We start from the raw sequence: 20,302 nt of genomic DNA, 5'->3' as shown, positions 1-20,302 counted from the left end.
CACTCGCCATGGCCGGCTCGTTCCGCTATTAAGCGCGAAAGAGTTTCTCCCCGGATAAGCCCAACGAAACGATGAAATCCGCTGTCGTCCTCCTCCCCGGCCTCAACCGCGACCGCGACATGATCGCGGCGATCACGAAGATATCCGGCAAGGAGCCGTTGACCGTCTGGCAGACGGACACGGAAATTCCCGATGTGGACCTGATCGTCGTACCGGGCGGATTTTCCTATGGCGACTACCTGCGCTGCGGTGCCATCGGCGCGCGCATGCCGGTCATGGAAGCGATCCGTCGCAAGGCCGAAGCCGGCGTTCGCGTCATGGGCGTTTGCAACGGTTTTCAGATCCTGCTGGAAGCGGGCCTCCTGCCCGGTGCGCTGATGCGCAATGCCTCTCTGAAATTTGTCTGCAAGGAAGTGAAGCTCGAAGTCGTCAACGCGGACACGGATTTCACCCGTGCCTATGCCCGGGGCCAGATCATCCGCTGTCCTGTCGCCCATCACGACGGCAATTATTTCGCCGACGCGGAGACACTGAAACGCCTCAACGGAAACCGCCAGGTCGTGTTCCGCTACGCCGAGGGCACCAACCCCAACGGCTCCATCGAGGACATCGCCGGCATAGTCAACGAGGCCGGCAACGTGCTCGGCATGATGCCGCATCCGGAGAATCTCATCGAGGCAGCCCATGGAGGCACCGACGGAAGAGGCCTCTTCGAGAGTGCACTCGATTGCCTCGACAAGGCTGCGGCTTGAAACGGCGCGTCGCCCTGCTGCCCCGTGCCGCCACCTGGATCATTGCAGGCACGGTTCTCTCATCCTGCGCCACGGAACGCATAGGCGGCCCGCTGATCGTGGAGGTCGATGCGACCAATGCGACAACGGTACTCGCCAATGTCAACGAGAACGCGCAGCGCTGCTGGTTCAGGACAGGCGAGCGCGCATTTCGTCAATTCGCGGTCATTCCCGAGCTCGACACGAGGATCGGCAGCCCTCGCCTCCTTGTTGTGGAGAGAGGCAAGTCGGCGGGACTGCCGAAACTCGTGATCGAGGCCAACGGCAATCCGGTAAGGATCACCACCTACGGCCCACTGGCAAACACGGCCATTTCCGGCCGGATAAACGATGACGTTCTGGCCTGGTCCGCCGGCCGGGACAGTTGCTGAAGCCTAGCGCCACCAGAAAGGCTTGTTCGCCTCGAAACGTGCCTGTTCGCGCGTCAGGCCGATATCACGCAGTTGATCGTCCGTTAGCTCACGCAGGTGCAACCGGGTACGGCGCTTCGTCATTCGCGCACGGATAATGGCTACGAACACCCCTAGCCAATCTCGCAAAGGCACTGCGCCAATGCCGGCATATGTCCTGTAGCCGATGCGTACAGGGCCATTATGCGGGACAATTGCATCGATTGATACCATCGTACTGACCCATTCATGAAAATGTATTGCATTGTGCCCCTACATTGACTCGCACTACCCCTCAATCTAAACATTGTCACCATGACAAATTGGGTACCAAACCTCGATGACGGCGAGGGTCCGCTGTACATGCGTCTCGCCGGACGGATCGAGGAAGCGATCGAAACCGGCACGCTTTCGCTTGGAACGAAGCTTCCGCCTCAGCGCAACCTTGCATTCGATCTCGGGGTTACTGTGGGCACGGTAAGTCGCGCCTATTCGATCGTGCGCGAGCGCGGGCTTGTCTCGGGTGAGGTCGGGCGCGGGACCTATGTGACGGGCCCGGCCAGCGCCCCTCCACGGGATGAGGAACAAAGCATCGTCTTCACGCCGGACGCAAACACCCGGATCGCCGAACGTTATTCGTCGGGCGAAATGATCCGCTTCGATGCCTCCGCCGCGCCGCTGGTACCAATCAGCGAAACGCTGGAGCGTCTCACCGCCCGGATCCTGCGCGAGGACCCGCTTCAGGTATCCGACTACATCCGCTCTGTCTCACCGGACTGGCAACGCGCCGGCCAGACATGGCTCGCCAATCGCAACTGGCGACCGCCGATGGAAGACATCGCCCCGGTACAGGGTGTGCATTCGGGCATTGTCGCCATCATAGCGGCGATGACCCTTCCAGGAGACCGCATCGCCGTCGAAGAGTTGAGCTATGCCAACGTGCCCCGCGCGGCGCAGATGATGGGGCGCCGGCCTGTGAGCGTGGCGATCGACGAATACGGAGCGATTCCGGAAAAGCTGGAACACATTTGCGCGCAACAGCATCCGAAGCTGATCTTCCTGATGCCGGGACTTCAGAACCCGACCCTGGCGGTCATGCCCCAGGAACGCCGCGAAGCGATCGCGGCGATAGCAAGGCGCTACAACCTTCTCATCATCGAGGACAACGTCTACGGCTGCCTGCACGACGACCCGATTCCTCCGATAGCGTCGCTCGCCCCGGAACTGACCTTCCACGTTTCCGGCCTGTCGAAGGCGGTTGCCGCGGGGCTGCGCGCCGCCTGGGTCGCCTGCCCGCCGCGCATGGCCGGCCGGGTGGTGACCGCGACACGGCTCCTGACGGGCGGAAAGACATACCTGCTGACCGAGCTTGCGGCACGAATGGTGCTATGCGGAGCAGCCGAGGAAATAAGGGGACGTGTGGCGGCGGAGATAGCCGATCGCGTTGCCATCGTGCGGGAAATGCTCGACGGCTATGAATTCACGTCCTCCAACTACGCCCCGTTCATCTGGCTCAAACTGCCGGATCCGTGGCTGTCGGGCACATTCAAGACTGCCGCCGAGCGGGAGGGGGTACTGATCGATTCCGAGGACGAGTTCAAGTCCGCTCGCTCCGAGCGATCCTTCCACCGCGTCCGAATTGCCTTCTCCAATCCCGTCGATCGGGATGTCGTGCGTGACGGCCTCCAGCGCTTGCGGGCCCTCCTCGAGAGCGGGGCCGGTGCCTATGAAAGCTTCGACTGACGAGGCAGGATGGCGATTTAGGACTGGAGAAACCCGCACAGGCAGTCATGGCGGACGTTCGCCCCCTTTCGACAGTGCTGTGAATTGGTGTATTCGGCACTCACCCTCAATCTCGCACCGACAAGCCGGTTCCCATGTCCATTCGCAATTCAATTCCCATCACCCCCGAACTCGTCGAAGCCCACGGCATCACGCCGGACGAATATGAACGCATACTGGAGCTGACCGGCCGCGAACCGACCTTTACCGAACTCGGCATCTGGTCGGCCATGTGGAACGAGCACTGTTCCTACAAGTCCTCCAAGAAATGGCTTAAGACGCTCCCAACCACCGGGCCGCAGGTCATCCAGGGACCGGGCGAGAATGCCGGCGTGGTCGATATCGGGGACGGCGATTGCGTCGTCTTCAAGATGGAGAGCCACAACCATCCCTCCTATATCGAGCCGTACCAGGGCGCGGCGACCGGCGTCGGCGGCATCCTGCGCGATGTCTTCACCATGGGCGCGCGGCCTGTTGCGGCGATGAATGCCCTGCGCTTCGGCGAGCCCGACCACCCCAAGACCCGCCACCTCGTTTCAGGTGTCGTTGCCGGCGTCGGAGGATACGGAAACTCGTTTGGCGTACCGACCGTTGGCGGCGAGGTCGAGTTCGATGCGCGGTACAATGGCAACATACTTGTCAATGCATTTGCCGCCGGCATCGCCAAGACGGATGCGATCTTCCTCTCCGAGGCCAAGGGCGTCGGCCTTCCCGTCGTCTATCTCGGCGCCAAGACCGGCCGCGACGGCGTCGGCGGCGCCACGATGGCCTCCGCCGAATTCGGTGACGACATAGACGAGAAACGCCCGACGGTTCAGGTCGGTGACCCGTTCACCGAGAAATGCCTTCTGGAAGCCTGTCTTGAGCTTATGGCCTCGGGCGCGGTGATCGCCATCCAGGACATGGGTGCGGCGGGCCTCACCTGCTCGGCGGTCGAGATGGGTGCCAAGGGCAATCTCGGCATCCTGCTCGATCTCGACAAGGTTCCGGTGCGCGAGGAGCGCATGACTGCCTACGAGATGATGCTGTCTGAAAGCCAGGAGCGCATGCTGATGGTGCTGCGCCCGGAGAAGGAAGATGAAGCCAAGGCAATCTTCCAGAAATGGGGACTCGATTTCGCCGTCGTCGGCAAGACGACGGACGACCTGCGCTTCCGCGTCCTTCACGAGGGCGAGGAAGTCGCCAATCTGCCGATCAAGGAACTCGGCGACGAGGCACCGGAATACGATCGTCCGTGGATGACGCCGGCGCAGTACCAGGAAATGGATGCCTCCCAGTTCGAGGAACCCGAGGACTATGGCGAGGCACTGAAGAGAATCCTCGGATCGCCCAACATGGCATCGCGCCGATGGGTGTGGGAGCAATACGATACGCTTATCCAGGGCAATTCCCTGCAACTGCCCGGCGGCGACGCAGGCGTGGTGCGCGTTGACGGCCATCCGACCAAGGCGCTGGCCTTCTCCTCCGACGTGACCCCGCGCTACTGCGAAGCCGATCCCTACGAAGGCGGCAAGCAGGCGGTCGCCGAGTGCTGGCGGAACATTACGGCCACGGGCGCGGAACCCTTGGCGGCAACCGACAACCTCAATTTCGGCAATCCGGAACGCCCGGAAATCATGGGCCAGTTCGTTCGCGCCATCGAGGGAATCGGCGAGGCCTGCACGGCCCTCGGCTTTCCGATCGTGTCCGGCAACGTCTCGCTTTACAACGAGACGAATGGCGAGGCCATCCTGCCGACACCGACCATCGCCGGCGTCGGTCTCCTGCCCGACCATTCCGCAATGGCGCGAATTTCCGCCATGCAGGACGGCGACAGGATCTTCCTGCTTGGGGGCGACGGCACCCATCTCGGCCAGTCCATCTTCAATCGCGTCATCAACGACCGCACCGACGGGCCGCCGCCGCCGGTGGACCTGTATTGCGAGAAACGCAACGGCGATTTCGTTCGCTCGGCCATACGCAACAGCCATGTGACGGCCTGTCACGACCTCTCCGATGGCGGCATGATCGTGGCACTCGCGGAAATGTGCATCTCCTCCGGAAAGGGGGCGACTATCGATGCCGGCGACGCCGCTCCTGCCCATGCATTGCTTTTCGGCGAGGACCAGGCCCGCTACCTCGTCACGGTCGCCCCCGAGAACGCGCATTTCTTCGCGCTCAACGCCGAGGGGGCCGGCGTTCCGTTCCGCGAGCTCGGCACGGTCGGCGGCGACACGCTCGCATTGACTGCGCCCGTGCAGGTCGCCATATCTGTATCGGAACTGGCGCGAATCCATGAATCCTGGTTCCCCGAATTCATGGATGCCAATCGACACGCGGAAGCCGCAGAGTAGGAGAACGCCACATGCCAATGAACGCCTCGGAAATCGAGAAAATGATCAAGGAGGCGATTCCGGATGCGCAGGTCACGATCCGGGACATGGCCGGCGACGGCGACCACTATGCAGCCGAAGTGGTTTCGGAGAGTTTTCGCGGCAAGTCGCGCGTCCAGCAGCATCAGATGGTTTACCAGGCATTGCAGGGCAAGATGGGCGGCGTCCTGCACGCACTCGCGCTACAGACTTCGGCGCCGGATTGAGCCAGTCCGCGGAAAGCCGGGCGCGCCGCAGCCTCGCCCGCAGACGCGAGACGGTACCGGCCATGCCGCGCAGACAAGCGGAACGGCGCTGCCGCAAGCGCAATGGAAGCCTTGAGAAGCGGCTCCATGGCGGGATATAGGTATACAGGATACATCAATTGCCGGTCGCCGGACCGGCCTCGAAAGGACCAGTAATGAGCGGTATCAAGGATTTCATCGACCAGGAAGTGAAGTCGAACGACGTCGTCCTGTTCATGAAGGGCACGCCGGGCTTTCCCCAGTGCGGATTTTCGGGACAGGTCGTGCAGATTCTCGACTATCTCGGCGTCGACTACAAGGGCATCAATGTGCTCGCCGATGATGACCTGCGTCAGGGCATCAAGGACTATTCCAACTGGCCGACCATCCCGCAGCTCTACGTGAAGGGCGAGTTTGTCGGCGGCTGCGATATCGTCCGCGAAATGTTCCAGGCAGGCGAGCTGCAGGACCATCTTCAGGAAAAGGGTGTGGCGGTCAAAGGTGCCGCCTGAGGGCCCGACTTCGCCGAACCCATTCCGAGGAAGACGGTCACAGGCATCCGGAAACAAAAATGGCGTGTCGTTCGTTCGGCACGCCATTTCCTTTGGTTGAACGGCCCCCGTGCATGGGATGCCGCTGCAAGGCGTCATCCATGATTGTCCATTCCGTCGCCTGAGTGGCCGGTCTGTTCACAGAATGCGCATCACGAAATTCCCGCGACACGATGGACTAGTGACGGGCCGGGACCTAAGAGATCCATGAAAGGACGAACAGCATGACCTGGACCATCTATCTTTCAGGCGAGATCCACACGGACTGGCGCGACAGGATTCGGGAAGGTGTCGCCGCAGCCGGCCTTCCCGTCAATCTGACCGGACCGGTTACGCATCACGAGGCATCGGACGATTGCGGCGTCGCCATCCTCGGCGCCGAGCCGGACAAGTTCTGGCACGATCACAAGGGCGCACAGGTCAATGCGATCCGCACCCGCACGCTGATAGGCAAGGCCGATATCGTCGTCGTGCGCTTCGGCGAGAAATACAAGCAGTGGAACGCCGCCTTCGATGCCGGCTATGCGGCCGCGCTCGGCAAGCCGCTCATCGTCATGCACCAGGCAGAGCACGCCCATGCGCTGAAGGAGGTCGATGCCGCAGCACTCGCCGTCGCGAGGACGCCGGAACAGGTCGTCGAACTGCTGCGCTATGTCGTCAACGGCGAACTGGCCGGCTACACGGACGGACAAACGATCGCCGAATAACGGAAAACCGATCATGCATGAACAAGCCGACAAGCAGGCAAGCGAAAGGCTTGCGCGCACCGGAATCCCTCGTCCCGAATTCATCGCGATCGTCGCGGGCCTGATGGCACTGAACGCGCTGGCGATCGACATTCTGCTCCCGGCATTTCCGAACATCTCGGCGGCCTATGGCATCGACGGCAACGAGGTCCAGTACCTGCTGCTGTCCTACATTCTTGGCTTCGGCGCCGCGCAGTTGTTCTTCGGGCCGATCTCCGACCGCTTCGGCCGGCGCAGGCCGATGTTCATCGGACTTGCCATATACATCGCCTGCGCGATGGCCGGTTCCTTCGCACCGACTTTCGAGATGGTGCTGGTCTTCCGGTTCCTCCAGGGAATCGGGGCTGCAAGCACGCGGGTCATCGCGTTTGCCCTTGTTCGCGACACCCATTCCGGACGGACCATGGCATCGACCATGTCTCTCGTGATGATGGTGTTCATGGTGGTGCCGATCATCGCGCCCTTCTTCGGACAGGGAATTGTCCTGATCGGTCCGTGGCAGCACATTTTCTGGTTCATGGCACTGCTGGCGGCAGTGATGACCGTGTGGTCCGGACTCCGCCTGCCCGAGACCCTGGATCCCGCGAACCGCCGGTCACTCGGACTGGAGCCCGTATTCAGCGGGTTCCGATTTGTCCTGTCCAACCGGATTTCGCTGTTCTACACACTGGCCACGGCCTTCTTTTTCGGTTCGTTGTTCGCCTTCCTCAACCTGGCCCAGCCAATTCTCGGCGAAGTGTACGGCCTGCATGCCCATTTTCCGCTTGCGATGGCCATCGGAGCATCGGTGATGGCGCTGGCATCCCTCCTGAATTCGAGGATCGTCGGGCGCATCGGCATGCGCCGCCTGTCACATGGCGCCCTGCTGGCCCATCTCTTCATTTCCATTGCAGCATCGATCTGGTTTTCCACCCACGAAAGCCCGCCACTCTGGCTATTCATGTCCGTCCTTATCCTGATCATGCCGTTGTTCGGCCTGATCGGCGCCAATTTCAACGCCATCGCGATGGAGCCTCTCGGCAAGGTTGCCGGTACGGCATCCTCCGTGCTCGGCTTTACACAGACCGTGGGCGGAGGGCTTTGCGGCGCGGCAATCGGCCAGTCGTTCAACGGCACCCCTTTGCCGCTTATCGCCGGCGGCGCGCTGACGTCCTTCATCACGCTGGTACTCGTGCTGATCGCCGAGAAGGGCAGACTGTTCGACAATCCCGGCGCGCGCTGAGCGCGACGGGCCTCAGTCCGTTGCGGCGGACGGGTTTGCCTGCAGCGCCGCGAAATCGAACAGCCTGCGATCGAGCAGATGGCTCGGCCTGACATTGGCGAGCGCGCGGATCATCGTGTCCTTGCGGCCCGGCATCCGCTTCTCGATATCGGCGAGCATCATCTTCATCGCGTTGCGCTGCAGGCCATCCTGAGATCCGCACAAATCGCAGGGGATGATCGGGAACTTCATGGCCTCGGCGAACTTTTCCAGATCGGCCTCTGCGCAATAGGCCAGCGGCCGAAGCACCTCGACATCGCCCTCGTCATTGACGAGTTTCGGCGGCATGGCGGCAAGACGTCCGCCATGGAACAGGTTCATGAAGAAGGTTTCCAGAATATCCTCGCGATGATGCCCCAGCACCAGCGCCGAACACCCCTCCTCCCGCGCGATGCGATAGAGGTGGCCACGCCGCAGCCGGGAGCAGAGCGAACAGTAGGTGTTGTTCGCGGGGATCTTGTCGGTGACCACCGAATAGGTGTCCTGGTACTCGATGCGGTGCGGAATGCCGTGTTTCGCCAGCCAGTCCGGAAGGATGTGTTTCGGAAAATTGGGCTGCCCCTGGTCGAGATTGCAGGCGAGCAGGTCGACCGGCAGCAGGCCGCGCCATTTCAGTTCCATCAGCAGGGCCAGCAGACCGAACGAGTCCTTGCCGCCGGACAGGCCGACCAGCCATCGCTCGCCCGGGCGGACCATGTCGAAATCCTCGAACGCCTGCCGCATGTTGCGCAGCAGGCGCTTGCGCAGCTTTTTGAACTCGACGCTGCCCGGGATGTCGGTCAAGAGCGGAATGTTCATCCAGTATCCTTCGACGATCGGTCGGGAGCAGGAACCATCGCCTTCTATAGCGTTGAATTCAGGAACCCGGAATATGCATGAAAACGGTCGCCTCGAAATCCGTCTTCCGGGCGGATCCAGGCGGCGGAGGCGCCGAAACCCTCGCGCGGACGGCGTCCGGCTCCCGTGCCAACGTACGCTTTACGCATCTCTCGGTCAGACACAGGATCATGTGGCCGTGAGCTTCCAGATCCCCGGTGTCGATCCACTTGTGAACGTCAAAGCGATCTCCCTCGATCGCCATCGGGCGGAAACTGGAGTAGAAGGCCATCCCGTAGGACAGGTACCTGTCGCCCCCGACATATTTCAACGTGCCGTTGGTATTTTCCTTCCACAGCAATTCAGCCTTCCGCGCCAAATCAGCGACGGGCGTGTCCGAAAAGAGCCGGCCTTCCGCGAGAGTTACGTTGCGAATGAACGGGGAAAGCCCGAGCAGGCAGGCCATAAAGACCGCGACGAACACCGGCGCGGTTCTCGGGTGCCTGTCTGCCAGATCCGCCGGCATGAGCATGACGAGAAGCACGGGTGCGAAGATGAAGAACGGCAGGGACCAGTTGCTCGTCAACGGCACCCAGAAGATGATGCCGAGAAACATCGTCAAAGGAACCGGCAGCAGACCCGCGGCCAGCAATGCCCGGCCCCCCGGCGAATCCGCCAGGGTCATGAACTGGCGCCAGTCGAACAGCGGATACCCGTCACGCCACCTTCGATAGAAACTCATGGCTGCGAGTCCCGGAAGCGCGTAGCCGATCTGGGCCACAAAAAACTCGATCTGGTAATAGGCCACGTTGGCAAAAGTACGCACCCCCTGCTCCGCGACAGCAAAGTGGAAAGTGCTGAACCGGTTTTCGAAGAGCCAGATCACGTGCGGCAGCAACACGATTGCGAACACGGCAAGCGTGATCAGCGGGAGTTTCCCCCGCCACAGGCGGCGTACGGCAGGATCGACCAAGGAGTGAATCACAAGCGCAAGCAGCAAGACAGCCGAATGGTACTTCGCCAGCATCGCGAGAGCGGACCACAGTCCGAGCTGGAACGCATCGATCGGACGCTCCCTTTCCATCACCCGCAGATAGGCGAGGAAGGCGAGCCCCCAGAAGGGCAGCATTGCAGCGTTCGCGTTGTACTTGAGGGCCAGGAAGCCCAACATCGGCAAGGCCAGTGCCACCGCGACGGCCAAAACCAGCTGCCTGCGGTTCAGGTACCGCCTGGCGATCTGCAACATGACGACGTAGCTTACCGCCAGGTTCACCGCGCTTAGAAAACGATAGGAAAGGTTGGTCCGCGGGAAAAGCTCGAACCAGGCCGCCGTGATCCATCCGAAGAGCGGAGGATGCTTGTCGTTACCCAGTTGCCACCGGATGCCCCAGACATAATTCTCGAGCATGTCGCCATACATGTCGAGATTGTAGCGCGACCACTGGGCGTAAACCGCCCAGAACAGGAAGATGGCAAGAACGAGCAGCCAGGCGAGACTCGGAACGCGAGAGGAAGCGGTAGACAAGATCTGGTTCAAACGCCCGGCCCTCAAGGACTATCTGTTCTGTCTCGACGGCAGGCTGGATCCATCCTGGAACAGCCTCCGACCATGACCCCGAGACGTCTTGCACCTTCGCCCGGGCGGATCGACCGGCAGCAATGTCCGGCCACCGATGCGGAGGCCCCGAGGCAACATCGCGGAAACAAGACGGGCGGCAATCAAGCGATCGCCGCCCGTTCGCAGACATTTAGACTTAGCGCGAGTAGAACTCGACCACGAGGTTCGGTTCCATCTGCACCGGGTAAGGCACATCGGCCAGTCCCGGAACGCGCACATAGGTCGCAACCATCTTGTTGTGGTCGACTTCGAGATAATCCGGCACGTCACGCTCGGCGAGCTGCGTTGCCTCGATCACCAGCGCGAGCTGCTTGGACTTTTCGCGCACCTCGATAACGTCGCCGGCGCGGCAACGATAGGAGGGGATGTTCACGCGCTTGCCGTTGACCATGACGTGACCATGGTTGACGAACTGGCGAGCCGCGAAGATCGTCGGAACGAACTTGGCACGGTAGACGATGGCATCGAGGCGGCTTTCCAGCAGGCCGATCAGAAGCTCCGGCGTGTCGCCCTTGCGGCGCGCGGCTTCGTCGTAGGTCTTGCGGAACTGCTTCTCGGAGATGTCGCCGTAGTAGCCCTTCAGCTTCTGCTTGGCGCGAAGCTGCACACCGAAGTCGGACAGCTTGCCCTTGCGGCGCTGGCCGTGCTGGCCCGGGCCGTATTCGCGGCGGTTCACCGGGGACTTCGGACGACCCCAGATGTTTTCGCCCATGCGGCGGTCAATCTTGTATTTGGACGATTCGCGCTTGCTCATCGCATTTCCTTTCTAACGGTTGCGCCCGGACCTCCCGGCCCCGGCTGAAGGAAACGCACCCTCCTCTGCCGGCCATTTTCGCCGACTGACAGGACATGCCACGCACGCATTGCGGCCATGTCCACGGGATACGTCAAACAAAAATACAGGGCCGAAAAGCCCTGCACTGCGCGCTGTCTATAAAGCAAAGCACCATTAGTCAAGCGCTGCCGGAGACTTGGCATGGTCGACATGCCACTCTTTCTCCCCCCGGAGGCCACCCTGTGATTGCCGGCACATTCATGCCGGCGGATATCGCATAGTTTCTCTGCATCGAAGGGACGGAACCAAAGCAACTGACCTGAGAGGTGCGACAATGAAAACCGACTTCAAGATCGTCTCCGGCATTCGTCGCTTGGTCGTCATGACCCTTGGCAGCATCTCCCTCACCGCAGCCATGGCCGCTTCGGCAAGCGCCAATTCCGACCACTGGGACAGGTTCTCCTGCTACGCTTACGTCCATGACCAGTGCTACGGGAACGGAGCGGACAACTGTGACAGGGAGGGCTACGACTGGGCTCTCGACCAGTGCGACGGATACTACCCGTCATCGGCCGGCGTGAAACGCCCGAAGGGAGCGAGAACCTTCACAGCCACGACAAACCTGAAGACCAAGACCAAGATCCAGCGTTCCTTCAGGAAATAATCGGCCCCCCGTATCCGCATCCAGCCGTTGCCAGCCTCCGGCAGCGGCTTTTTCTATGGCTGGTCGCCTTGAAGCATCGTCGGCGTCAAGCCGAATCCCTGCATCAACCGGCAAAGCTCCGGGCCGGGAAAGCCGGAGGTGAAAACCGCCAGATCCGCCTCGTCCGGCTTGCCGGGCAGCGTCCCGATCCCGTCGGATAGCGTCTTCGCGCGCCGCGCTATCGCCTCGGATGTATCGATCCAGTCCACCGGCCAGGGCGCCATCTTGCGAAAGCGGTTCACGAGGAAGGGATAATGCGTGCAGGCGAGGACGACGATGTCGGTACGCCTGCCGTCCCTTTCCATGAAGCAGGGCGAGATCTCGCGCCGGACCGCCTCCTCGTCGACCATCTGTCCGCGCATGTAGGTTTCGGCCATCGCGGCAAGATTGTCGCTGCCGACGAGCCGAACGTGACATTTCTGCCCGTACTGACGGATCAGTTCGCGGGTATATTGCCGCTTCACGGTGCCGGGTGTCGCAAGCACCGAAACCAGCCCGGACCGGGTGCGCTCGGCGGCGGGCTTGATCGCCGGAACGGTGCCGACGAATGTCTCGCCCGGATATGCCCGCCGAAGATGATCGATTGCCAGGGTCGAGGCCGTGTTGCAGGCGATCACGCTCAGCGCCGGACGGTATCTTTCCAAGAGGTTTCCGAACAGGCTCGTGATGTGGTCGCGCAGGGCCTCTTCTTCCCAGGCGCCATAGGGAAAGGCCGCGTCGTCGGCGACGTAGACGAACCGCCAGTCCGGCATCAGCACGCGCGCCTCGCGCAGAACGGAAAGTCCGCCGATGCCGCTGTCGAAGAACAGCGCCGTGCGCGCGCGATGGTCAGTCATCGCCCTGCCCCGCCCTGTCGCGCTTTCGCGTGCGCCTGCCACCGGCCGGCATGCGACGGGGATCGTCACCCGGCGATCCGGTCCCGCGCGGGCTGGAGGGCGAGAAACGGTCGAGACTGGAAATAACGCCGCGAAGAAGGCGTATCTCCTCGACCGAATAGCCGGGACGGGTCAGCACGGCGCGGAGGTTTTCCACCTGGACCGGCTTGCGTTCCGGCGGACGGAAATAGCCGCGGGCATCGAGCGCCGCCTCGAGCTGGCCGAACAGACCGAAAAGCTCCTCCTTCGGGGCCGGCACGAACTCGGCGCCATCGAACGCGGTCTCGCTCTCGCTGTCGAGGCCCGACTTCATCCACTCGTAACTCATAAGCAACACGGCCTGGGCGAGGTTGAGCGATGCGAAGGCGGGATTGACCGGAAATGTGACGATGTCGTCGGCCAGCCCGACCTCCTCGTTGTAAAGGCCGAACCGCTCGCGGCCGAACAGTATCGCGCCCGCCTGTGAACGGCGATGAGTCGCGCGCAGGTTCCGCGCCGCATCGACCGGGCCGAGCACCCTCTTGAACCCATCCCGCTGGCGAGCCGTGGTCGCCACCACATAGGAACAGTCCGCTATCGCGTCGGCCACGCTGTCGAAGAGGCGAGCGCCCTCAAGAACGTGGACGGCGCCGCTCGCCGCGGCCTCCGCCTTCGGATTCGGCCAGCCGTCGCGCGGCGTGACGAGGCGCAAATCGGCAAGGCCGAAATTCCCCATCGCCCGCGCCACCATGCCGATATTCTCGCCAAGCTGCGGCTCGACCAGCACGATCGCCGGGCCTTCCACTATCATCTCGCGATGCCTGTCTGTTCCTGCCATGATCTTCGTTCACAAAACCGCGGTGCCCGCACCTGCCACAAACCGGCGCATATGGAAACATCGGCAAGTCGAAACCCCATACTATAAGGAGCGGCAGAAGGGTGGATATCGACCATGGCATCGTTTGCACCGGGCAAATGCCTTTGCTATAGCCACGCCACCTGTTCCCGGCCGCGTCCGCGGCGCCAAATCAACTGAGGATTCCCAATGGCAAAGATCAAGGTCGACAATCCGGTGGTCGAACTGGACGGCGACGAGATGACCCGCATCATCTGGCAGTTCATCAAGGAAAAGCTGATCCATCCCTATCTCGACATCGACCTCAAATACTACGACCTCGGCATCCAGAAGCGCGACGAGACCGACGACCAGATCACCGTCGATGCGGCGAATGCCATCAAGAAATATGGCGTCGGCGTGAAGTGCGCCACGATCACGCCCGACGAGGGCCGCGTGGAGGAATTCGGCCTGAAGCGCATGTACCGCTCCCCGAACGGCACCATCCGCAACATTCTGGGCGGCGTGATCTTCCGCGAGCCGATCATCTGCAAGAACGTGCCGCGCCTCGTGCCCGGCTGGACCCAGCCGATCATCGTCGGCCGCCATGCCTTCGGCGACCAGTACCGCGCGACCGACTTCCGCTTCCCCGGCAAGGGCAAGCTGACGATCAAGTTCGTGGGCGAGGACGGACAGGAGATCGAACACGAGGTGTTCGACGCGCCTGGCGCCGGCGTCGCCATGGCCATGTACAATCTCGACGAATCGATCCGCGATTTCGCCCGCGCGTCGCTGAACTACGGCCTGCAGCGCAAGGTCCCGGTCTACCTGTCGACCAAGAACACCATCCTCAAGGCCTATGACGGCCGCTTCAAGGACATCTTCCAGGAAATCTACGAGGCGGAGTTCAAGGAGAAGTTCGAGGAAGCCAAGATCTGGTACGAGCACCGCCTGATCGACGACATGGTCGCGGCCAGCCTGAAATGGTCCGGCGGCTATGTCTGGGCGTGCAAGAACTATGACGGTGACGTGCAGTCCGACACGGTGGCGCAGGGCTTCGGCTCGCTCGGCCTGATGACCTCGGTCCTGATGACGCCGGACGGCAAGACCGTCGAGGCCGAGGCGGCGCACGGCACGGTGACGCGCCACTACCGCCAGCACCAGGCCGGCCAGGAGACGTCGACCAACTCGATCGCCTCCATCTTCGCCTGGACGCGCGGCCTCGCGCATCGCGCAAAGCTCGACGGCAACAAGGAACTGGCCAACTTCGCGGCCACGCTCGAGAAAGTCTGCGTCGACACCGTCGAATCCGGTTTCATGACCAAGGACCTTGCCCTGCTCATCGGTCCGGATCAGCCGTGGCTCTCGACCACGGGCTTCCTCGACAAGATCGACGAGAACCTCAAGAAGGCAATGGCCGCCTGAGCCATAGCGACAACGGCCGGAGGGACGGAGTGAAGAGAACGATCCGCACCCTCTGGCGCACCAACCGGATACTGGTGATCGCGTTCGCGGTCGCCGTCCTCTTCACACTTGCCTTCGGTTTGCGGGCGACCGTCTTCTACATGCACCGCCCGCCGCCCGATGGCGAGATCGCCGGCTGGATGACCGTCCGCCACATCGCGCGCTCCAACGATATCGATCCGCTCATCGTCAAGGAGGCTCTCGGCCTCGACCTCGAGGCGCACGATCACCGACCGCTCGCCCGCATCGCCCGCGACCGGGGTCTTTCTCCGGATATCCTGGTCGAGACCCTGCGCAACGCGATCGACGAGGCCCGCGAAGCGCAAGAGCCCCGGCCTTGACCGACGCGATCCTCTACTACTTCGCCCTTTACGGAACGCCGGCCCTGTTTGCGATCACGGCAGTCGGCCAGTTCGGCTTCCCTGTGCCGACATCCATCCTCCTGCTGACCGCGGGCGCGCTGCTCTCCGACGGAGACCTTTCCCTGTGGCCGGTCTTCTTCTGGAGCCTGGCCGGCGCGGTCGCCGGCGACCACGTGGGCTATGCGGCGGGTCGCTTCGCCGCGGTCGGCATACGCCGGCAATTCGACCGCTGGCCGGCAGCCAGGACGCATCTGCAGAAGGCCGAGGCCTTCACGCGCAAGTGGGGTGACGGCAGCGTGTTCTTCAGCCGCTGGCTGGTCAGCCCGATCGGTCCCTATGTGAACCTGACAAGCGGACTGGCGCTCTATCCGCTCTACCGGTTCACCCTCGCCGACATTGCCGGCGAGGTGGTCTGGATCGGCGGCTATCTCCTGCTCGGAAACATGTTCGCCCAGTCCATCTCCGAGATATCAGGCATCGTTGCCAACGCCGCCTGGGCGATCGCGGCGGCGATAACCGCCGCATTTCTCGGCTGGCAGCTCGCCCGGCGCCTGAGGCGCATCCGCGCGCGCAGGAAGCCGGCACCCTAGCCGGCAAGCGCCGCCCGCACCGCCTCGACGGCCGCCGCCGCGTTCGCGCCGTCCGGCCCGCCGGCCTGGGCCATGTCCGGCCGTCCGCCGCCGCCCTTGCCGCCCAGCGCTGCCGACGCGGCACGAACGAGATCCACCGCGTTGAACCGCTCCGTCAGGTCGTCGGTCACGCCGACGACGACGCTGCCCTTGCCCTCGTCCGACGATGCCGCGAAGACAACGACGCCGCTGCCCACGGTGCGCTTGGCCTCGTCGGCCATCGGCTTGAGATCGCGCGGCGACACGCCATCGACCACGCGGCCGATGAACTTCGTGCCTGCCACATCCTCCGGCCCCTGCGCCGCCCCTCCGGACGGACCCGCCAGCGCCAGCGCCTTGCGGGCCTCGGACAGTTCGCGTTCAAGCTTGCGACGCTCCTCGAGCAGCGCCTCCAGGCGCGGCACGATATCGTCGGGCGACGTCTTCAGCGCCGCCGCGACGGCCCGGACGCGCTCGTCCTGCTGCGCCAGGTATTCGCGCGCGGCCTCGCCGGTCAGCGCCTCGATGCGGCGCACGCCCGACGCCACCGCCGTTTCGGCAACGATGTGGGCCAGGCCGATCTCGCCGGTATTGCGGACATGGGTGCCGCCGCACAGCTCGATGGAATAGGTCTTGCCCTTCTTCTCGCCGCGCTCGGCCGTGCCCATCGACACGACCCGGACCTCGTCGGCATATTTCTCGCCGAACAGCGCCATGGCTCCCGTCTCGCGGGCGTCCTCCAGCGCCATGAGGCGGGTCTCCACGGGCGCGTTCTGCAGGATGATCTCGTTGGCGATCTCCTCGACCGTCTCGAGTTCCTCCCGGCTCAGCGGCTTGGGATGGGAGAAGTCGAAGCGCAGGCGGTCGGGCGCAACCAGCGACCCCTTCTGGGCGACATGCGTTCCGAGCACCTCGCGCAGTGCCTCATGGATGAGGTGCGTCGCAGAATGGTTGGAACGGAGCCGCGCGCGGCGCTCGTGGTCGATCTCGAGTTCGACCTCGGCGCCCGTCTTCAGCACGCCTTCCGTCACCTTGCCGATATGGACGAAAACGCCGTCGGCCCGCTTCTGCGTATCGGTCACCGCGACCGCTACGCCATTGCCCCGGATCGTGCCGCAGTCTCCCTGCTGGCCACCGGATTCCCCGTAGAAAGGCGTCTGGTTGACGATGACGGCAACCTCGTCGCCCTCAGCCGCCTCACCAACCTCGGCGCCGTCGCGCACCAGGGCAAGTACCAGGCCCTCCGCCTTCTCCGCTTCGTAGCCCAGGAACTCGGTGGCGCCATGCTTCTCGCGCAGCGCGAACCACACGCTCTCGGTGGCCTTCTCGCCCGAACCGTGCCAGCTGGCGCGGGCCTCGGCCCGCTGGCGCTCCATGGCCGCGTTGAAGCCCTCGACATCGACGGAAACGCCGCGCTGGCGCAGGGCGTCCTGCGTCAGGTCGAGCGGGAAGCCGTAGGTATCGTAGAGCTTGAACGCGGTCTCGCCGTCGAGCGCATCGCCCTCTCCGAGATTGGAACTTGCCTCGTTGAGAAGCGCGAGACCACGATCCAGGGTGCGACGGAACCGCGTCTCCTCGAGAAGCAGCGTCTCGGTGACCAGCGGTTGTGCGCGATGCAGCTCCGGATAGGCCTGCCCCATCTCCTGCACGAGCGCCGGTACGAGCCGATGCATCAGCGGGTCCTTGACGCCCAGAAGTTCGGCATGGCGCATGGCGCGGCGCATGATGCGGCGCAGGACGTAACCCCTGCCCTCGTTCGACGGCAGCACCCCGTCGGCGATCAGGAAGCTCGACGCGCGAAGGTGATCGGCGATGACCCGGTGGCTGGCCTGGTGCTGGCCCTCAGCCTTGGTTCCGGTCAGGTCCTCCGACGCCGAGATCAGGTGGCGGAACAGGTCGATGTCGTAATTGTCGTGCACGCCCTGCAGGACGGCGGCAATGCGCTCGAGCCCCATACCGGTATCGATCGACGGTCGCGGCAGGTCGACCCGCTCGTCCTGCGTCAACTGCTCGTACTGCATGAAGACGAGGTTCCAGATCTCGATGAAGCGATCGCCGTCCTCGTCCGGGCTGCCGGGAGGACCGCCGGGAATACCCTCGCCGTGGTCGTAGAAGATTTCGGAGCACGGGCCACAGGGACCGGTATCGCCCATGGCCCAGAAGTTGTCATGGGTCGGAATGCGGATGATACGCTCGTCCGGCAGGCCGGCAATCCGTTTCCACAGGTCGAAGGCGTCGTCATCCGTGTGATAGACCGTGACGAGCAGCCGGTCGGCCGGAATTGCGAATTCCCGGGTAATCAGGTTCCAAGCGAGCTCGATGGCAAGTTCCTTGAAATAGTCGCCGAAGGAGAAATTGCCGAGCATCTCGAAGAAGGTGTGGTGGCGCGCGGTATAGCCGACATTGTCCAGGTCGTTGTGCTTGCCGCCGGCGCGCACGCATTTCTGCGCCGTCACCGCGCGCGAATAGGTCCGCTTTTCGAGGCCGGTGAAGACGTTCTTGAACTGCACCATGCCCGCATTGGTGAACATCAGCGTCGGGTCGTTGTGCGGGACCAGCGCGCTCGACGCGACGACCTCGTGCCCGTTTCTTGCGAAGTAGTCGAGGAATGTCTTTCGGATGTCGTTGACGCTGCTCATGAATACCTGCCTGCAAAGAGCCTGAAACTGCTCCGGAAAGGCCACTGCCATAGCCAATCGGGATGCCCTCTGTCCAGCATGTCGGCGCGCCTGTCCGCGCAATCGGCGAATCGGACGGGGAAAGGCAAAGCCCGGCGGCCGTTCCGGCCACCGGGCTTCAGCATCACGCGGATTGAAATGAATGTCAGGCTTCGGCGACGCCGACCTCTCCCTGGTCGCCCGGGCCGCCCTGCTCGAGGAACTTTTCCGCAATCAGGCCGGCATTCTGCCGCAACGCGGTCTCGATCTCGTCCAGGATGGCCGGGTTCTCGCGAAGGAACTGCTTGGCGTTCTCGCGCCCCTGCCCCAGCCGCTGGCTGTTGTAGGAGAACCAGGCGCCGGACTTCTCGACGATGCCCGCCTTGACGCCGAGATCGATAAGCTCGCCGGTCTTGGAGACGCCCTCGCCATACATGATGTCGAACTCGACCTGCTTGAAGGGGGGCGCCATCTTGTTCTTGACCACCTTGACGCGGGTCTGGTTGCCGACGACCTCGTCGCGATCCTTGACCGCGCCGATGCGGCGGATGTCGAGGCGGACCGAGGCGTAGAACTTCAGCGCATTGCCGCCCGTCGTCGTTTCCGGCGAACCGAACATCACGCCGATCTTCATGCGGATCTGGTTGATGAAGATCACCATGGTGTTGGAGCGCGAAATCGAGGCGGTCAGCTTGCGCAGCGCCTGGCTCATCAGGCGGGCCTGCAGGCCGGGCAGCGAATCGCCCATCTCGCCCTCGATTTCGGCGCGCGGCGTCAGCGCGGCGACCGAATCGACCACCAGCACGTCACAGGCCCCCGAGCGCACCAGCGTGTCGGCGATCTCCAGCGCCTGTTCGCCGGTATCGGGCTGGGAAATCAGCAGGTCCTCGAGCGCCACGCCCAGCTTGCGGGCATAGATGGGATCGAGCGCATGCTCAGCGTCGATGAAGGCACAGATGCCGCCGCTCTTCTGGGCCTCGGCGATGGTCTGGAGCGCCAGCGTCGTCTTGCCGGAACTTTCCGGCCCGTAAATCTCGATGATGCGGCCCTTCGGCAAACCGCCGATGCCCAACGCGATATCGAGGCCAAGCGAGCCGGTCGAGATCGTCTCGATCTCAACGACCTGCTCATTCGCGCCAAGGCGCATGATGGACCCCTTGCCGAAGGTCCGCTCGATCTGCGAGAGCGCCGCATCCAGTGCTTTCGACTTGTCCACCTGCTTGTCCTCTACCAGACGCAAATTGTTCTGAACCATTTCCATCACCCTTAGGTTATCGCCGCAAGCCGCGCAAATCCGAATTTCAATGTTTCATTTGTACGCCATTTGTTCCGTTTTGGCAATGCCGGCAAGCCACTGTATTACCTACACAATCAAAATATGTTCACCTCGTGTTCCGGTTGCCGGAAACGCGCGAGGCCGGCGCCTGCCGTTGCGGCCCGGGGCGCAGGCCATTGACGTTCAACCGATTCTGTCCCCAATGACCACCCGAGGCA

Annotated in this window: 20 protein-coding genes; 12 read left to right on the top strand and 8 right to left on the bottom strand. The window is 63.0% G+C overall.

Annotation, left to right across the window (positions count from 1 at the left end; genetic code table 11):
• Positions 1-71: 71 nt before the first annotated feature.
• Both purQ and HTY61_RS05975 read left to right on the top strand, forming a co-directional pair.
• Positions 72-752 (top strand): phosphoribosylformylglycinamidine synthase subunit PurQ, encoded by a 681-nt coding sequence (gene purQ / locus HTY61_RS05980; RefSeq protein WP_175275939.1) that lies wholly within the window; start codon positions 72-74, stop codon positions 750-752.
• Positions 749-1,162 carry a hypothetical protein gene (locus tag HTY61_RS05975; protein WP_175275938.1) on the top strand — a complete coding sequence of 138 codons (414 nt, stop codon included), beginning with the start codon at positions 749-751 and terminating at the stop codon, positions 1,160-1,162. The genes purQ and HTY61_RS05975 overlap by 4 nt, the downstream gene beginning before the upstream one ends.
• 3 nt (positions 1,163-1,165) lie before the next feature.
• Here the strand turns inward: HTY61_RS05975 and HTY61_RS05970 are convergent, their stop codons facing one another.
• On the bottom strand, positions 1,166-1,414 hold the full coding sequence (locus HTY61_RS05970; protein WP_175275937.1) for a DUF1127 domain-containing protein: 249 nt from the start codon (positions 1,412-1,414) through the stop codon (positions 1,166-1,168).
• Positions 1,415-1,495: 81 nt separating this feature from the next.
• Between HTY61_RS05970 and HTY61_RS05965 the strand changes: the two genes are divergently transcribed.
• From HTY61_RS05965 to HTY61_RS05940, 6 genes are all read left to right on the top strand, one after another.
• The gene (locus HTY61_RS05965) at positions 1,496-2,923 is read left to right on the top strand and encodes an aminotransferase-like domain-containing protein (RefSeq protein WP_175275936.1); all 1,428 of its coding nucleotides are present in this window, start codon (positions 1,496-1,498) and stop codon (positions 2,921-2,923) included.
• Positions 2,924-3,057: 134 nt separating this feature from the next.
• Positions 3,058-5,295 (top strand): phosphoribosylformylglycinamidine synthase subunit PurL, encoded by a 2,238-nt coding sequence (gene purL / locus HTY61_RS05960; protein WP_175275935.1) that lies wholly within the window; start codon positions 3,058-3,060, stop codon positions 5,293-5,295.
• 11 nt (positions 5,296-5,306) lie between these two features.
• Entirely contained in the window at positions 5,307-5,540 is a 234-nt protein-coding gene (locus tag HTY61_RS05955; RefSeq protein WP_175275934.1) for a BolA family protein, read from the top strand.
• Positions 5,541-5,734: 194 nt separating this feature from the next.
• Positions 5,735-6,070, top strand: a complete 336-nt coding sequence (gene grxD, locus HTY61_RS05950; RefSeq protein ID WP_175275933.1) for a Grx4 family monothiol glutaredoxin — start codon at positions 5,735-5,737, stop codon at positions 6,068-6,070.
• Between the two features lie 263 nt (positions 6,071-6,333).
• Entirely contained in the window at positions 6,334-6,816 is a 483-nt protein-coding gene (locus HTY61_RS05945; RefSeq protein ID WP_175275932.1) for a YtoQ family protein, read from the top strand.
• Between the two features lie 13 nt (positions 6,817-6,829).
• Complete coding sequence (locus tag HTY61_RS05940) at positions 6,830-8,077, top strand: multidrug effflux MFS transporter (RefSeq protein ID WP_428978280.1); 1,248 nt, start codon at positions 6,830-6,832, stop codon at positions 8,075-8,077.
• Positions 8,078-8,089: 12 nt separating this feature from the next.
• Here the strand turns inward: HTY61_RS05940 and ttcA are convergent, their stop codons facing one another.
• From ttcA to rpsD, 3 genes are all read right to left on the bottom strand, one after another.
• Entirely contained in the window at positions 8,090-8,914 is an 825-nt protein-coding gene (ttcA, locus tag HTY61_RS05935) for a tRNA 2-thiocytidine(32) synthetase TtcA (protein ID WP_175275931.1), read from the bottom strand.
• Positions 8,915-8,972: 58 nt separating this feature from the next.
• Complete coding sequence (locus HTY61_RS05930; protein WP_175275930.1) at positions 8,973-10,457, bottom strand: glycosyltransferase family 39 protein; 1,485 nt, start codon at positions 10,455-10,457, stop codon at positions 8,973-8,975.
• A 229-nt stretch (positions 10,458-10,686) separates the two neighbouring features.
• Positions 10,687-11,304, bottom strand: a complete 618-nt coding sequence (gene rpsD, locus HTY61_RS05925; RefSeq protein WP_175275929.1) for a 30S ribosomal protein S4 — start codon at positions 11,302-11,304, stop codon at positions 10,687-10,689.
• 355 nt (positions 11,305-11,659) lie between these two features.
• Between rpsD and HTY61_RS05920 the strand changes: the two genes are divergently transcribed.
• Positions 11,660-11,989 carry a hypothetical protein gene (locus tag HTY61_RS05920; protein WP_175275928.1) on the top strand — a complete coding sequence of 110 codons (330 nt, stop codon included), beginning with the start codon at positions 11,660-11,662 and terminating at the stop codon, positions 11,987-11,989.
• 53 nt (positions 11,990-12,042) lie between these two features.
• Here HTY61_RS05920 and murI read toward each other — a convergent pair whose 3' ends face one another.
• Positions 12,043-12,864 carry a glutamate racemase gene (murI, locus tag HTY61_RS05915; protein WP_175275927.1) on the bottom strand — a complete coding sequence of 274 codons (822 nt, stop codon included), beginning with the start codon at positions 12,862-12,864 and terminating at the stop codon, positions 12,043-12,045.
• Entirely contained in the window at positions 12,857-13,720 is an 864-nt protein-coding gene (locus tag HTY61_RS05910) for an RNA methyltransferase (protein WP_175275926.1), read from the bottom strand. The genes murI and HTY61_RS05910 overlap by 8 nt, the downstream gene beginning before the upstream one ends.
• A 207-nt stretch (positions 13,721-13,927) precedes the next feature.
• Between HTY61_RS05910 and HTY61_RS05905 the strand changes: the two genes are divergently transcribed.
• From HTY61_RS05905 to HTY61_RS05895, 3 genes are read left to right on the top strand one after another with little or no spacing between them, the layout of a single operon-like run.
• Entirely contained in the window at positions 13,928-15,142 is a 1,215-nt protein-coding gene (locus HTY61_RS05905) for an NADP-dependent isocitrate dehydrogenase (protein ID WP_175275925.1), read from the top strand.
• Between the two features lie 29 nt (positions 15,143-15,171).
• Entirely contained in the window at positions 15,172-15,522 is a 351-nt protein-coding gene (locus tag HTY61_RS05900; protein ID WP_175275924.1) for a hypothetical protein, read from the top strand.
• A complete protein-coding gene (locus HTY61_RS05895) occupies positions 15,519-16,133 on the top strand; it encodes a DedA family protein (RefSeq protein WP_175275923.1) in 615 nt (204 codons plus the stop codon). The genes HTY61_RS05900 and HTY61_RS05895 overlap by 4 nt, the downstream gene beginning before the upstream one ends.
• Here the strand turns inward: HTY61_RS05895 and alaS are convergent.
• Positions 16,130-18,790 carry an alanine--tRNA ligase gene (alaS, locus tag HTY61_RS05890; RefSeq protein WP_175275922.1) on the bottom strand — a complete coding sequence of 887 codons (2,661 nt, stop codon included), beginning with the start codon at positions 18,788-18,790 and terminating at the stop codon, positions 16,130-16,132. The genes HTY61_RS05895 and alaS overlap by 4 nt on opposite strands.
• A gap of 184 nt (positions 18,791-18,974) precedes the next feature.
• Positions 18,975-20,063, bottom strand: coding sequence for a recombinase RecA (gene recA / locus HTY61_RS05885; protein ID WP_175275921.1), 1,089 nt, complete (start codon positions 20,061-20,063; stop codon positions 18,975-18,977).
• Positions 20,064-20,302: the final 239 nt, after the last annotated feature.

It is taken from the genome of Oricola thermophila, from assembly GCF_013358405.1.
GTDB classification, from domain to species: domain Bacteria; phylum Pseudomonadota; class Alphaproteobacteria; order Rhizobiales; family Rhizobiaceae; genus Oricola; species Oricola thermophila.
This window is presented reverse-complemented; position numbering and strand designations above follow the sequence as displayed.